The sequence below is a fragment of the Shewanella sp. Shew256 genome (genome assembly GCF_002196695.1).
GTDB classification, from domain to species: domain Bacteria; phylum Pseudomonadota; class Gammaproteobacteria; order Enterobacterales; family Shewanellaceae; genus Shewanella; species Shewanella mangrovisoli.
Genome location: NZ_NAJR01000007.1, coordinates 30,920 through 46,201, shown reverse-complemented (window position 1 = coordinate 46,201; position 15,282 = coordinate 30,920). Strand labels below are relative to the sequence as shown.

The 15,282-nt window shown below is 45.4% G+C and carries 13 protein-coding genes; 10 read left to right on the top strand and 3 right to left on the bottom strand.

Annotated elements, in window-relative coordinates; genetic code table 11:
* The 6 genes from B5P39_RS14245 to B5P39_RS14220 all read left to right on the top strand — a co-directional run bounded on the left by B5P39_RS14245 (position 1) and on the right by B5P39_RS14220 (position 4,545).
* Complete coding sequence (locus B5P39_RS14245) at positions 1 to 1,119, top strand: protein-glutamate methylesterase/protein-glutamine glutaminase (protein WP_088211982.1); 1,119 nt, start codon at positions 1 to 3, stop codon at positions 1,117 to 1,119.
* A 13-nt stretch (positions 1,120 to 1,132) separates the two neighbouring features.
* Positions 1,133 to 1,645 carry a membrane anchored protein in chemotaxis locus gene (locus B5P39_RS14240; protein ID WP_441347617.1) on the top strand — a complete coding sequence of 171 codons (513 nt, stop codon included), beginning with the start codon at positions 1,133 to 1,135 and terminating at the stop codon, positions 1,643 to 1,645.
* Between the two features lie 62 nt (positions 1,646 to 1,707).
* On the top strand, positions 1,708 to 2,499 hold the full coding sequence (locus B5P39_RS14235; protein WP_088211980.1) for a ParA family protein: 792 nt from the start codon (positions 1,708 to 1,710) through the stop codon (positions 2,497 to 2,499).
* Positions 2,483 to 3,490 carry a chemotaxis protein CheW gene (locus tag B5P39_RS14230; RefSeq protein WP_088211979.1) on the top strand — a complete coding sequence of 336 codons (1,008 nt, stop codon included), beginning with the start codon at positions 2,483 to 2,485 and terminating at the stop codon, positions 3,488 to 3,490. Before B5P39_RS14235 ends, B5P39_RS14230 begins: the two co-directional genes overlap by 17 nt.
* Before the next feature lie 7 nt (positions 3,491 to 3,497).
* Positions 3,498 to 3,992 (top strand): chemotaxis protein CheW, encoded by a 495-nt coding sequence (locus B5P39_RS14225; protein ID WP_011073088.1) that lies wholly within the window; start codon positions 3,498 to 3,500, stop codon positions 3,990 to 3,992.
* Between the two features lie 154 nt (positions 3,993 to 4,146).
* Positions 4,147 to 4,545, top strand: a complete 399-nt coding sequence (locus tag B5P39_RS14220; protein ID WP_011622093.1) for a DUF2802 domain-containing protein — start codon at positions 4,147 to 4,149, stop codon at positions 4,543 to 4,545.
* A gap of 25 nt (positions 4,546 to 4,570) precedes the next feature.
* Here the strand turns inward: B5P39_RS14220 and B5P39_RS14215 are convergent, their stop codons facing one another.
* Together B5P39_RS14215 and B5P39_RS14210 are read right to left on the bottom strand one after the other, a co-directional pair.
* Positions 4,571 to 4,882 (bottom strand): EscU/YscU/HrcU family type III secretion system export apparatus switch protein, encoded by a 312-nt coding sequence (locus tag B5P39_RS14215; RefSeq protein ID WP_374918424.1) that lies wholly within the window; start codon positions 4,880 to 4,882, stop codon positions 4,571 to 4,573.
* A 12-nt stretch (positions 4,883 to 4,894) separates the two neighbouring features.
* Complete coding sequence (locus tag B5P39_RS14210) at positions 4,895 to 6,988, bottom strand: flagellar hook-length control protein FliK (RefSeq protein ID WP_088211978.1); 2,094 nt, start codon at positions 6,986 to 6,988, stop codon at positions 4,895 to 4,897.
* 221 nt (positions 6,989 to 7,209) lie between these two features.
* Here B5P39_RS14210 and B5P39_RS14205 point away from each other — a divergent pair, with 221 nt between their 5' ends.
* Complete coding sequence (locus tag B5P39_RS14205) at positions 7,210 to 7,995, top strand: MlaA family lipoprotein (RefSeq protein ID WP_086903716.1); 786 nt, start codon at positions 7,210 to 7,212, stop codon at positions 7,993 to 7,995.
* A gap of 122 nt (positions 7,996 to 8,117) precedes the next feature.
* Positions 8,118 to 9,221, top strand: coding sequence for a response regulator (locus B5P39_RS14200; protein WP_088211977.1), 1,104 nt, complete (start codon positions 8,118 to 8,120; stop codon positions 9,219 to 9,221).
* A 201-nt stretch (positions 9,222 to 9,422) separates the two neighbouring features.
* Here the strand turns inward: B5P39_RS14200 and B5P39_RS14195 are convergent, their stop codons facing one another.
* Positions 9,423 to 10,892 carry a peptide MFS transporter gene (locus B5P39_RS14195; RefSeq protein WP_011622098.1) on the bottom strand — a complete coding sequence of 490 codons (1,470 nt, stop codon included), beginning with the start codon at positions 10,890 to 10,892 and terminating at the stop codon, positions 9,423 to 9,425.
* Positions 10,893 to 11,364: 472 nt separating this feature from the next.
* Between B5P39_RS14195 and rfaH the strand changes: the two genes are divergently transcribed.
* Complete coding sequence (gene rfaH / locus B5P39_RS14190) at positions 11,365 to 11,865, top strand: transcription/translation regulatory transformer protein RfaH (RefSeq protein ID WP_088211976.1); 501 nt, start codon at positions 11,365 to 11,367, stop codon at positions 11,863 to 11,865.
* A 665-nt stretch (positions 11,866 to 12,530) separates the two neighbouring features.
* Complete coding sequence (locus B5P39_RS14185) at positions 12,531 to 15,044, top strand: SLBB domain-containing protein (protein ID WP_088211975.1); 2,514 nt, start codon at positions 12,531 to 12,533, stop codon at positions 15,042 to 15,044.
* The last annotated feature ends 238 nt before the right edge of the window (positions 15,045 to 15,282 follow it).

Genomic DNA, 15,282 nt, shown 5'->3' with positions numbered 1-15,282 from the left:
ATGGCCATTAAAGTATTAGTCGTTGATGACTCAAGTTTTTTTAGACGACGTGTTAGTGAAATAGTCAATCAAGATCCTGAACTGGAAGTGATCGCAACGGCCTCTAACGGGGCCGAAGCGGTGAAGATGGCTGCCGAACTTAATCCGCAAGTCATTACAATGGACATTGAAATGCCTGTAATGGATGGTATTACTGCTGTCCGTGAGATTATGGCGAAGTGTCCAACGCCTATCTTGATGTTTTCTTCATTGACCCATGATGGTGCCAAGGCCACGCTTGATGCCCTTGATGCGGGGGCGCTTGATTTTCTACCTAAGCGATTCGAAGATATCGCGACCAATAAAGATGACGCTATTTTGCTATTGCAGCAAAGAGTCAAGGCTTTAGGTCGTCGCCGGATTTTCCGTCCTGTGGTACGTCCTACCACACCAACGCCGCCACCTCGTTCGAGTGCGAGTTCAGTATTAGGTGGGGTATCGACACATACGCAGCCTGCACCAGTTCGTTCTTCACATGCTGCATCTATTCGTCCAAGTGGTAAACAATATAAGTTATTGCTGATAGGCACATCGACGGGCGGGCCTGTTGCTTTGCAGAAAATTTTGACTCAGTTCCCCGCAAATTATCCGCATCCTATTTTGCTTATCCAGCATATGCCAGCGGCCTTTACGCCAGCCTTTGCGAATCGTTTAAATGGTTTGTGTAAGATTGAAGTCAAAGAAGCGGTGAATGGTGATGTATTGCGTCCAGGATGCGCGTATTTAGCGCCTGGCGGGATGCAAATGATGGTTGAGCGGACAGGTGTCACGGGCCGTGTCAAAGTGTTGGCAGGAAGCGCTGAGATGAATTACAAGCCCTGTGTTGATATCACCTTTGCTTCTGCCTCAAAAGCCTTTGGCGGTGATGTGCTGGCGGTAGTGTTGACAGGAATGGGAGCCGACGGCCGCGAAGGTGCGCGTATGCTGAAATCCGCGGGCGCGACCATTTGGGCACAGGATGAAGCGAGTTGTGTGGTTTATGGTATGCCGCAGGCGGTGGCCAGTGCCGGTATCGCTACTCAGTCTATTTCGCTGGACAATATGGCTGAGTCGATTTTAAAAGAGTCTGCGCGTGGCTAAGTCCAAGACACAGATAAGCACAAATATGCTGCTTATCATTGTGTTAATGGCAATCGCTATATTGTGCCTAGCCGCGTTAAGTCTCGATTATCATCGAAAAATCATGGCATTACGCGATGATGTAAAGCGATTAGAATCGACACAGATTTTGCTTATGGTACCGGATGAACAAGCTCAGGCGATTGCGTCTTGGCTCGCTTCCCATCCGGATCAAACCAAAGCGATGTTAAAGCTGGCTTCACCCGGAGAGCAAAAGGCGGTGACTTTAGGCCCCGAGACTTTTTCGGCACCCGAAACGAAAATTCCGCCAACGCTCGAGAAACCAGCTGATGATAAACCGTTGCAGCAAGCCACGGTAGATCCTGTGCCTGAATTATTGCGGCCAGAGACCTCATCTGTCCTATCGACGGCAGCGCAATCTCAATCGAATAATGTGCCTGTGGTGATTTCAGAAAATGCCGATGGGGTGAAAGTGATTAGTTTGCCTAATGGTGGCATTAGAGTCACCACGAGGGAAGGCGAGTAATGTTTGTGTTACGCAAACCTGCATATGAATAGCCGAGAATCAACATTAAAGAGGTCAGTTCTTTGAAAGTCTGGACCATTGCGAACCAAAAAGGTGGGGTTGGAAAAACCACTTCAGTAGCCAGTTTAGCCGGCGCGCTCGCTAAACGGGGTAAACGTGTACTGATGATTGATACCGATCCCCATGCATCGCTTGGTTATTACCTTGGCATTGACTCTGAAGAGGTTCCTGGTTCGCTATTTGACGTGTTTGTGGCACATAAGGGTTTGACGACTGACTTAGTGAAGTCCCACATAGTGCCCACCTTAGTCGATGGCTTAGATTTACTGCCCGCTACGATGGCGTTAGCCACGTTAGACCGAGCGCTCGGACATCAAGAGGGCATGGGGTTGGTGCTGCGTAATTTATTGGCACTGGTTGCCGATGAATACGATGTGGCGATTGTGGACTGCCCACCCGTGTTAGGGGTATTAATGGTGAACGCACTGGCGGCCAGTCAACACATAGTGATCCCCGTGCAAACCGAGTTTTTGGCCATTAAAGGGCTCGAACGCATGGTGAAAACCATGGAAATCATGGGACGCTCAAAGAAAACCCGTTATAGCTATACCGTCGTACCCACTATGTACGATAAACGTACCAAGGCATCACCTGCAGCCTTGCAGGTGCTGAGTGAACAATATGGCGACAGCCTTTGGCGAGATGTGATCCCCGTAGATACTAAGTTTAGAGACGCCAGTTTGGCACATTTACCCGCTTCCCATTATGCAAGCGGCAGTCGTGGCGTAAAAGCTTACGAGCGATTATTGGATTTTCTTTTAGCTGGGGAGTTTGGTCATGTCAAAATCGGTTGATGAAACTGTTTTTGATTTTTTTGAATTATTGCTGCATGAAGAAGACAGTAAAACTGTAGCTTCCCCAAATGCGCCTCGAAACGAGGCTGCGGTTCCGTTGGCAGGGAAAAAAAATGAAGCACAATTGCTCGATGATGCCATTTTAGCCGAGCACAGTCAGGCTAAAGTGCACGCGAGCGTGACCATTGCTGCCGAAGTGCAGCCGCAGAAGGCAAAGTCTGCCAGCAGTGTACCTCACCTTGAGGAGCCAACGCCTTTAGTTAATAAACAGGCCTTGGAAAAACTCCTTGCGCCGGTATTAAAGACGGTTGCGGACAAGCCAGCTGAGGCCATGGCCGAGGTTGCACCTGAAGTGGTTCAAGTTCAAGAGGTGGCTCATGACGAGAATACTTCGTCTGGCGCAACGCAAAACGACGCTAACGTAACCATTGAGCAGCCATCCGCAGTCGTAGATGACGAGATAATCATTGAGACAACACCCGAGACTCAGGTGGGGTTTGCCCCTCCAAGTATCACAAAAGACCTACAAGAAGTACTCGATGATGAGTTTCAAGTACTATTCTTTAAAGTGGCAGGGTTAACCTTAGCAGTGCCTTTAGTGAGTCTTGGTGGGATCGTTAAGGTTGAGCGAATTAATCATATTATCGGTCGCCCTTCTTGGTTTTTAGGAGTGCAAACCCATAGGGAAGAGCAGTTAAATCTGGTTGATACCTGTGCATGGGTGATGCCAGAAAAATACACGGATAAACTGGCGCAATCGGTAAATTATCAATATCTTGTATTATTAGAAGGCAGTAATTGGGGATTAGCTTGTGAGTCTCTCGTTAATGCAGTAAAAATTAATAAATCGCAAGTAAACTGGCGCAGCAAAGCGGGGAAACGTCCTTGGTTAGCTGGTGTAGTGAAAGAACAAATGTGTGGCATTTTGCACGTACAAGCCTTAGTTGAAATGCTTGATGCGGGTTTAGGCTGTCAGGACTCCATTGGTTGAGGTAAACATGAAAGATACAAGAAATGTCGCGGCCGTGGCTGCAAGTAAAGATGATGCAGTATTGCAATGGGTTACCTTTAAGTTAGACAACGAAACTTATGGTATCAATGTGATGCAGGTGCAAGAGGTGCTACGTTACACCGAGATTGCCCCTGTGCCTGGCGCACCCCATTACGTTTTAGGGATCATTAACCTGCGCGGCAATGTGGTGACTGTTATCGATACTCGCTCACGTTTTGGCCTGCAATCGGCGGAAGTGGATGATTCGACTCGTATCGTGATTATCGAAGCAGAGAAACAAGTGATCGGTATTTTGGTGGATAGTGTGGCCGAAGTGGTTTATCTGCGCCGTTCTGAAATTGATAATGCGCCGAATGTCGGCACTGAAGAAAGCGCCAAGTTTATCCAAGGCGTGAGCAATCGCGATAACGAGCTACTGATCCTCGTCGACTTAGACAAGTTATTATCCGATGAAGAATGGGCTGAGTTAAATCAGCTCTAAGCTTCCATGATGAGACGACAGATTAGCTAATCTGTCGTCCTTGCTTTTCACGATGCAAACGGTTTATTTCGCTATTGTTTAACCATTATGATTGCCGTTTGGTGAAGCCGTTGTATTGTTGATTTCAGTTTATAGTGATGCGTAAGGATGATTAATGGGCGATGAATTTTTAATCGCAGCCTTAGTTTATGTGATTGCGTGTTTAGGGTTAGTCCTTTATCTCCAAAAACAATTGAGTAAGTTGCGCAGTAAAGTTGAAGCGTTAACCGTGCTGGTCAAAGAAGGCGATCGCCAACGTGAGTCCTTTAAACGCGAGTTGCAGGAGCTTCGCAGTGGTACTATTGGCATGGGGCGACGTGTTATCGAGCTTGAGAAGCGCTTACATCAACAATCCGAGCGTATCGAAGAGTCGACGCAGCAGGATCCTCAAGCCAAACTCTATACCCGAGCGATGAAAATGGTCGCCTTAGGCGCGGGGGTGGACGAACTGATTAAAGAGTGTGAGTTACCTAAAGCTGAGGCTGAGCTGTTAATTCGCCTTCATCGAAAATAGGCTGCAAAGTCGCACATTCCTTATTTTAGGCTTTCTCTACAATTTTCTTGTGCATGTTATTCCACTGCTCAGGAAATTTGCCATCCAACATGTACACAAAGGCAATCAGTTCTGCGATCAGCAGATACAGTTCTTTCGGAATTTCCTCACCTAATTCGAGCAATCTTAAAAAATTACTCAGGTGGGGATCTTGATGAATATAAACGCCTGATGCTTTTGCGAGCGCAATAATTTCATCTGCAACCAATCCTTCCCCTGATGCCACGACTTTAGGTGCATGTTTCCCATCGTAACTCAAGGCGACGGCTTGCTGGGTTTTGGGTTCTTCATTCATCATTCATTCTCGATTTTAAGCACGTGTTTTCACTAAAAAATGATCGCCCGGGAGCAGTGTCGCTGGCACTTGGGCAATTTGCGTGGAAAGCTCCCCAGGCGTAAAGCCTAGCTGGGATAATTTTTGGCCTAAGGGTGCTAAAAAATTATCGACGCGATTGAGCAGTTGTTGGCTATTACCTTTAAATTGAATATCTAACACTTGCTGATGGAAGCGTGCCGAAATTAGCAGCGGCCCCTGTGCAAGATTAAACTTCAATTGCAGATGCCAACCTTTGTGCTTTTGTTGTTCGTCATCATTGGCATCTCGTTCAAATTTTCCTTCGAGCTGTTCATGCCGTTGATTGATCCCATAGGGCAGGGCAAAAAACCATACCAGATTGCCGTTGTTTTCGCCGCTTGCCTGCTGATAAAGGTGTAAGCTCGAGGCCAGTTGGCCCATGCTTTCAAGCCCTCCGGCTTTACTCAATTGTCCAAGCTGATTGGTCGATAAACCCGTTTTAGCCTGTAATTGCTCTAGGTAATCTGCCAGCTTCTGGCTGACCGTATTGTTGCTATTATTGGCCCTAAACCCCAACAATAGTTGAAATAGCGAGGTAATCGCATTGGCATTCATAAACACGGCGGGTTGACTAAGCTGTGGCGCGGCAAGGTTTAAGGCTGAAAGTCCAAGCATAGCGTCCTTTAATTCGCTCAGTTCACTTAATTGCCCTAATGTTGGCGGGCTTAGATGGGGCAAATGTTTTAATAACTCCGCCGCGAGATTTGCTCCGCCGCGCGCGAGCATTTGTTCTAACGGCAAGGCACCGGCTTTGGTAAAAGCTTTCTGTAGCACCTCATTGACACTGATTTGTGCCTCGGTGGACTTATTGATTTTTTCGCCTAATTGAGCCTCCATCGCCTGTGGTTTGAGACTCAGTGGTAGCTCGTTACCGACTAAGCCAGTTTTAGTGGAACTTGTAGGGGGGAGATCCTGTTGAGCCTTTGCCGCTAAAAGCGAGTTGCGACTGCTATCGAGATTACTCGCCCCCGATGCCATAGTTTTAGCTTCTAATGGTTTTAATTCTAGTGGCTTAGATTCAAGGGGTTTTGATTCAAAAGGTTTAGATTCAAAAGGCTTTGATTCAAAGGCCTTGGATTCTAACGTCTTAGCATCAAGCACTTGTGCTTTTTGCTGATTTTGGGAAGTTTCTTGCGATTGCGCCGTGGTATTTAACGTTTGATTTACAACAGTCAGCTTAGGTTCAGTATTGGCTTGTAGACTGGTTTGAGGGTTAGCGGCCGATACATTGACTTTGCTGTTTGGCATATCTGTTGCGGAAGAAGGAGCTAGCATATTGGCAGCTTTATTCTCCGAGGACACAGGTGCTTGAGTACTAGGCTTTACTGTATTTGATGGCTCGGCCTGTGGTGCAATTCCTTCAAGTTTACGTAAAAATGCAGCAATTATCTGAGCAGGCTCAGTTTTAGTGATGACCACATTAGCTGCTTGTTTATCAATAATGGGAAGTTGAGTTTCATTTATTGGCGCGCCAATGTGGATTTCAAGTTTGCTCAGTATTGGGGTCAGGACTAAAATAGGCCTTCCTTGCGAGAGGCTTATTTTAGCTTGATATTCTCCAGTGCTGAGTCGAGTACCTGGATCCTGTGGCACCACAGTCCCGTTAGCAAATTGAAATTCTTTCGTTGTAACAGTGACATTGGGTAGAGGATATCCCAGCGGCCTTGCCGCTAGGGTATAGAGCTTATCCAGGGAGATACCATTTTGCTGCGCAAGTTGCGCTATCGCTTCGGGCAATTTTAGGGTTAGTGTCGCCCCTAGCGTCAGTAATTGTGCGTTAGCGACTGTGCTATTGGCACTGGTGCTGGCTGTGGCTTCTGGGGTGATTGGATTCACTAAGAAACTACTCGCTACAATCAAGGCTTGTCTTTGCTGTGCATTAACAAGCTTTAAATTATATTCTGTACCGTTTAGAATAATACTATCGCCCTCGGGGAAGACTTGCACTTCAGCTGGAAGGGGACGTGAGTTTACGCTCACGGCCTCGTTTGAAGAGGCTGGAGCGATTAATTGCGCATTGGCGGTATTAATAAGTGGAATTGACTCCATGTAAGGCCCTTGTTGGTGTATCTAACGGCACGCTATTTTGAAAAATTAACAATTGACCAAAATGTTTTGCCAAGTATGCTTATGCGCTTTGTAAAAACAACGACAGTTTCTCTGTCATACTAGAGTATGCCACTCAGGTGAATAATCTTTTATCGTCACTTGTCCTTGGTCACTTTAGCAAAACTCGATATCTAAGCAGTACATTTATTTAAGAGAGCAATATGAAGTTGAAATGGCTAGGGGTACTTTTAGGATTTGCATTACTGCCTAAGGTGTATGGGGCAGAGGCGACTGTACCTGAGACTACTCCAAAGGATACGGCTTCAGCAGTAAAGATTACTTACGATGATCCGCGTGATCCCTTTGAGGGATTTAACCGTGCAATGTGGGATTTCAACTATCTGTATTTAGACCGGTATATTTATCGTCCTGTCGCACATGGATACAACGATTATCTGCCATTGCCCGCCAAAACGGGGATAAACAACTTCGTACAGAATTTGGAAGAACCGAGTAGCCTAGTTAACAACGCCTTACAGGGTAAATGGGGCTGGGCGGCAAATGCTGGTGGCCGTTTTACGGTGAACACCACAATCGGTTTACTCGGGGTATTCGATGTGGCCGATATGATGGGGATGCCACGCAAGCAAGATGAATTTAACGAAGTGCTAGGCTACTACGGCGTGCCAAACGGACCGTACTTTATGGCTCCCTTTGCCGGCCCCTATGTGGTGCGAGAACTCGCATCGGATTGGGTTGATGGTCTATACTTTCCACTATCTGAGCTAACAGTGTGGCAATCCATTGTTAAATGGGGACTTAAGAGTCTTCATGCGAGAGCATCGGCGATTGACCAAGAAAGGCTTGTTGATAATGCGCTCGATCCCTATACCTTTGTGAAAGATGCGTACTTACAACACATGGACTATAAAGTCTATGATGGCAATGTTCCTCAAAAACAAGAAGATGATGAGTTGCTCGATCAGTACATGCAGGAACTTGAGTAAGCTTATGCGCTGTACTTGGCTGTAAATCCTTTTTTGCAGCCAAGCCCTTGCCGTATTGAATGATTCTTCCGATGTCATGATTGAGTTATTGCTATCGCAATGAATGTTATTCGGGAATCTTTATGGCGTTAAATGATGTTTCTATTCTTTGGGTCGAAGACGACCCGGTCTTTAGGCAAATCGTCGCCACTTTTCTTATTGGGCGCGGTGCCGAAGTAGTGCAAGCCTGCGATGGTGAGCAGGGACTGTCCATTTTTAAGCAACAACGTTTCGATATCATTCTTGCCGATCTCAGCATGCCTAAACTTGGTGGCCTCGATATGCTCAAGGAAATGAGTAAATTAGAGCCGCTGGTGCCATCAATTGTGGTCTCTGGCAATAACGTAATGGCGGATGTTGTCGAAGCCCTGCGTGTTGGTGCCTGTGATTATCTTGTAAAACCCGTCCCCGATTTATTTATCATCGAACAAGCGATAAAACAGGGATTGCAACGACACTATTCCGATGATGTGACTCAAGCCGAATTTGATGCTTTATCTAATCAAGAACTCAAGGATAACTTGGTTCTGTTAGAACAAAGTGTCGAGGCAGCTAAGCAAGTTCAGCAGCAGCTGTTTCCTGCTTCTAACATCAGCTATCCCACGGCCAAAGTGGATTACAGTTTATTTAAGAGTAGCGATATCAGCAGTTACTTTATTGATTCCACTATGGTGGGCAGTGACTACCTCATCATGTACATGGCCCATCTCTATCCCGAAGATAATAGAGCGGCTTTTGCCTGTGTATTGCTGCGCAGTTTTGTTAACCAAAAGCTCAAAAGTTATCGTAGTGGCCAAAGCAAGACCATTATCGAGCCCTTCAATATGTTGAGTTATTTGAACGAGCGTTTAGTCAAATCTGGCCTCGATATCACAGTCGATATTATTTATGTCGCTATCGAATTAACACGCTATCGCGCCGCGATTGCGCAAGCTGGTAAGGGGCTGAGGTGCTACTTGCGTAATGATGAAGGTTTGAGCCCATTAGCGCTTTCTGAGAGCTTACAATTGGGGATGTTAGATTGGGGGAAACCGAGCATTCAGTTTCGCACTATATTGCCGCAGGAGCAGCTCTGTATTGCGACCAGTGAGCCTGAACACAAGCAGCAACTCTTAGAAAACCAATTTAAAGGCCTTGTATATGATCCGCAGTTACCCGCGGGTGGCTTTATGCAATTAAGCCTATAACGGTGGCCAAATTCACTATGCCACTACAGTGACTTTGTGCGTATCGATGATAACGAATATGAAGGTTGGCGATGATTCTAAAATCGACTATTAACCTGAAATGTAAGTGGAAATTAGCTCGATGGCTTAAGTTAATCTTCTATGCGACAAATAAAAAACGCTGCCATGGCAGCGTTTTTTATTGATTGAACCTAAAGCATATTAACGTTTAATCGCTTCATGCTCACCGGTAACGGCAATTTCATCTTCTAACGCTTCGGCTTCGTTGTGATGCTTGCTTTCTGCGCCATGCATCCAATCGACTAATTTGTCCGCCATAAAGTATAAGATCACACCGGAAAGTGCAGCTGTAATGGCGATACCGGAGAAGATCGCCATCGCATTAGCGAGCTGCTCCTCTTTTTCGCCGCCATGGCCGATAAATGAACCAACCACGCCACCAATTTTGTTCGCTGCAGCAACGAAAAGGAACCAAGAACCCATCATTAACGAAGCGATACGCAGAGGGGCTAACTTAGTGACCATAGATAAACCGATTGGTGATAAGCAAAGTTCACCCATGGTATGGAAGAAATAAGCACCGACTAACCACCACATGCTTGATTTAGCAGAAGCATCACCGCCCATTTCAACCACGGCACCGATCATAAATAGGAAACCTACGGCTAACAGCACTAGGCCCAAAGCAAACTTCACAGGTGAGTTAGGTTCATTCTTACCTAGTCGTACCCAAATAGAGGCTACAACAGGTGCGAAAATCACGATAAACATCGCGTTTAATGATTGGAACCAAGTGGTAGGTACTTCCCAAGTACCGATCATACGGTCGGTAAAGTCGTTAGTGAACAGGTTCATCAGGCCACCAGCTTGCTCAAAGCCTGCCCAGAAGATGATAGTAAATAGACCCATCACCATGATGACTTTAATACGATCACGCTCAACTTTAGTGAGAGGTTCTTTACGTACTTCGCCTTTTTCAGCAGCTTTTTCACGCTCAAGTTTAGCGGCTGGAGTTCTACCAATATTACCGAGTAATTTTTGTGCAAACAGAAGTTGGATGATTAACGACAGGATCATACCAATGCCCGCACAGATAAAGCCGGCTTGGAAGTTACCATCATAAGCTGCGACAACAGAGCCTACGATAATACCGGAGAGGAAAGCACCAACGTTGATACCCATGTAGAAAATGGTGAAAGCACCATCACGGCGATGGTCGCCTTCTTCGTATAGGTCACCCACCATAGTGGAAATATTAGGTTTAAAGAGACCGTTACCTAGGATTAAAGTGCCTAAGCCGACATAGAATACTTCAGTTTCCATACCTGGTACCCACGCATGAGGAGTACCAAGAATAAATTGACCTGCGGCCATTAAAGTACCGCCAATCATGATGGCGCGGCGTTGACCTAAAAAGGTGTCAGCTAACCAACCGCCGAGTAAAGGCGTTAAGTAAACCAGACCTGTAAATGTTCCGTAGAGCGAAATCGCATCGGCTTGCGACCATCCTAAACCGTGCCCCCCTTCACTCTGAACTTTATCGACTAAATACAGCACCAGAATGGCGCGCATTGCATAATAACTAAAACGTTCCCAAAGTTCGGTTGTAAAAAGTAGGAATAGGCCCTTGGGATGACCAAGCATCGTCCCCTGTGGTTTTGCTACGCTCATGAAGTGTCCACCTTAAGCTCGTGATTGCCTGTGGCGCCCCTGTTACAGGATGATGTCACCACAGAAAAATGGTTGTTGCTCTTCTCATTTATCCGCTAAGAATTCGTTGATTACCCCAGGCTTTACGGCAAGGGTAACTTGTTGAATTTCTACGGCTTACGTATGAGTTATTGTTACGTTGTTATAATAAAAGTAATATTTTTAGCGTTAAATGGAATAATTTCGCTAAAATCCCATCTTATATACCCTTTAAAAGCAACTAAAGTCAATTTTGGCTTGCTAACTGGTGAGATTATCTGCAACTTAGCACAGATGTGGGTTAATGCTGATTTTACTAATATATCCAGCCTTGCTCAGATACCGAGCGATGACTCTATTGAGTCAAAAAACTGCTTCCATCCATCTTCACAACTTTGCTATGATTGCCAGCCGTGAATGGACATCACTTAACATAGGGTAGTGAGATTAGTAGATGAAGGCATGGTACCTTTTGTATTGTAAACCTCGTAGTGAAGCGAGGGCACAACAGAACTTAGCACTTCAAAATTTAGAAACATACTTACCAATGGTTTCTGAAGAAAAATCTCAACGCGGGCAGAAGCGGAACTGTCGTGTACCTCTATTCCCAAATTATCTGTTCATCAATTTCGACCCAAGCCAAACCAGTGTTAAGCAGGTCAACTCTACTCGCGGCGTGAGCCGAATCGTCAATTGTCAGGAAAAAATGACTCCTATAGACGATCGTATTATTCACGCCATTCGCATGAAAGAATTAACGCCTTCCCAAGCGGTTTTAGACCACGAACTAGAACTAAAAACCGGGGAAAAAATTCGCTTTAAAGATGGACCATTTGTTGATTTAGAAGGCATTTTTCAAGAAAAATGCCCAAACAAACGTTGCCAAGTTTTATTTAATATTATGGGGCAGAGCAAAGTTGTTACTGTTCCTCAGGATTCTGTAGTTAGGCTATAACATGCTTTGAAATTAAGTATCTTGCTTTAGTTGTCCGCAAAATAGCGGGTTACCCGTTGCAAAGCTTAAATTCTCTGCAGCGCAATATGTAAGATATATGTTTCATTTTTGGTGCGGGATTTTGCGCCTTTAAAAGAAATAAAGAAGTATCATTTTGTACAGTATTTAAGCAGCAAGAGAGTACACGCATGATTTAATTAGGATATGTGATAAATCATATCCTTTCTGAGTGCTATCCTTAACCATGCTTGAAGTTAAGTTCTACTTGGATTTAGGTTCTAATAGAATTTGAAATTGGTGCAAAGCTTAGTGTGACCAATTGAAAAATAAGGTTTTTCGCGTTGCGAAGGGGATTTTGGAGACCGTAATCCATGGGCGGTAGCGTGTCTGAATGACATCAAATCGATAGTTTCATTCGTTAAGCGAAGAATGCAGAAGGTCTTGTCTGGCACGCAGATTGGTAGCGTGTCAGATTTTGATGAATTGCGTTGCTGCTTAGCTGGTTCTCGGTCTCTAGGGCACAATCCAAAGCGCCGCTCTGCAAAGCTCGCAAGTTAGCTTTAGAGCCTAGACCTTAGAAGTACAATCTTCTCGCAGGGCAAAGCCCGATCAGCTTTTAAAGTTTTTAATGTTTTCCATCATCTTTACCCAATCGGAGATATCTGGTGTTACAACAATTCAAAAAATACATCAAAGCGGTTCCCAAAACCGCAATATTAGTTGGCATCACTGCCACGATATTGATGGGCACACAGGCGCAAGCTATTACGCCCTCTCCGCAGATGATAGAGCAATTCAAACAACTACCTAAGTCAGAGCAAGAACGTTTAGCTCGCCAATACGGTATTGATCCGTCAATGATCACGGGGGCCTCATCTACTGCTACTGTTGTTGAAAACCCACCTGTAGTTACGCCACGAACGGAAAGTGGTAATAACGTCATCGATCAATCTGAGGACGATAAACTTAACCAGGCAACCAAAACGGAAGCTAAGGTTGAAGCGATTGAAAGCAAAAAAGAAGATCAGCTAAAACGCTTTGGCTATGACTTATTTGCTGGTTCTCCAAGTACGTTTGCTCCCGTTTCTGATGTACCAGTGCCTGCTGAATACATGATGGGCCCCGGTGATACCTTAAATGTGCAGTTTTTTGGTAAAGAAAATAATCAGTTCACATTAACCGTGGGCCGTGATGGCGCGGTGCAATTCCCTAACTTGGGGCCTATTTCACTAGTAGGCTTAACCTTTGCTGAAACACGCGAGTTATTACAGCAAAAGATCAGCCAAAGCATGATAGGTATTGAGTCCAATATTACTATGGGTGAATTGCGTTCAATCCGGATTTTTGTTGCGGGTGACGCTTACAAGCCAGGCTCCTATACTGTATCGAGTTTATCCACTATTACTCAGGCCTTGTTTATCTCGGGTGGCGTGAACGAAATTGGTAGCTTGCGTGATATTCAATTAAAGCGCTCTGGTAAAACTATTGGCCGTTTAGACTTGTATGATTTATTGCTTCGTGGCGATGCTTCGGGTGATATGCGATTACAATCCGGTGATGTGGTCTTTGTTCCATCTACAGGGGGCACTGTGAGTGTCATTGGCGAAGTGCGTCGCCCTGCCATTTACGAACTTAAAAATAATGAAACCATGGCCGATGTGATAAATATGGCCAGTGGCTTAAACCCAGGTGCTTATCCTAAAGCCAGTACTATCGAACGTTATAGTCGTGAAGCGGTAAAAACCGTGGTAAGCGTTGATTTAACAGAAAGCTCAGGCTTAAGTACGTTAGCAAAAAATGGCGACTTGCTTAATGTGCGCTCAGCTTCAAGCCGTATTGATAATGCTATTACGGTTTCAGGAGCAGTAATCCGCCCTGGTAAATATCAATGGACAAATGGTCTAACAGTTGCAGATTTATTGCCTTCTATTTGGGGGGATTTAACCATCTCGGCAGACTTGGATTACAGCTTGCTGGTAAGAGAAGTCAACCAACGTGGCGATATCGAAGTCGAGCGTATTAATCTCGGTCGCGCAATTGGTGAACCAAAATCACATTATAATCTTGCGCTAAAGCCACGTGATTCAGTCATCGTATTTGACTATGCCGATCGTGAGGAGCTGCTTAAGCCCATTATTAAAAAGTTAAAAGAGCAAAGCCGTTTTGGCGATGCAGCGAAGCTAGTTAATATCAATGGTAATGTGCGTTTTCCTGGCCAGTATCCAATAACGGTTAATGCCGATGTTAAAGATTTACTTATAGCTGCAGGCGGGCTAGAAGAAGGCGCATATACCTTATCTGCAGAGCTGACTCGCCAACAAGTGTCTGAGCAAAACGGTGTCACTGTAGAACATGTGCAGCTTAGTTTAGACCGCGTTATGCAAAATGATCCGGCGGCCAATATCAAACTGCAAAGCCGTGACATCTTAACCGTACGTACGTTGCCAGACTGGCAAGAAACTCGCTGGGTCACCATTAAAGGTGAAGTCAAATTCCCCGGTACTTACAGTATCCAGCGCGGCGAAACCTTAAAACAAGTGCTTGCTCGTGCAGGGGGTATGACGAGTGATGCTGCACCACGCAGTGCAGTCTTTTTGCGCAAATCTATTCAAGAGAAAGAACAGCAAGAGCTTGCTAAGCTTGCCGATGAATTGCGCCGCGAGATTGCCGCAAAGGCCTTGACCAAAGACACGCCTACCGTTGGTTATAACGACGCACAAATGATGTTAAATCAGTTGGAAAACGTTAAAACGGTTGGTCGTTTGGTTGTCGATATCAATGCGATTGAATTAGGCATCGAAAGTGCCGATTTAATGCTAGAAGATGCAGATGCACTCTACATTCCGCCTGCTAACCAAACGGTTTCTGTTATGGGCCAAGTGCAACATCCAAGCACTCATCGCTTTAAATCCGGCTTAACCTTTGAGCAGTATTTAGCCTTATCCGGCGGTCCACGTAAACGTGCTGACGAATCACGTACTTATATATTAAAAGCTGATGGCTCGGTACAAATGCCTGAATCTTCATTGTGGTTTACTGGTGGTAGCTCAATGGAACCTGGTGACACCATAGTTGTACCATTAGATACCGAATACAAAGATAATCTAACGTTGTGGACTCAAGTAACGAGCATTATCTACAACACCGCCGTCGCAGTATCCGCAATATCGGGGATATAACGCCACGGTGTGGCAAGAATCTAGGGCGTTGCTTCGCAACTGCTAGGACGCAGCAAAAAGCGCTGCTCTAGGACGCCACTGCGTGGCTCTAGGATTTAGACCCTTGAATCTAGTGCGGCCTTTGGCCTCTAGGACGCAGCAAAAAACGCTGCTGCTAGAATCTAGAAGGAGCGAATCGACTCTCTGTTTTTAGCTTTTGCTTGTATAGTAGGCCGAAGGCCGTTCTAGCAGCGAAGCG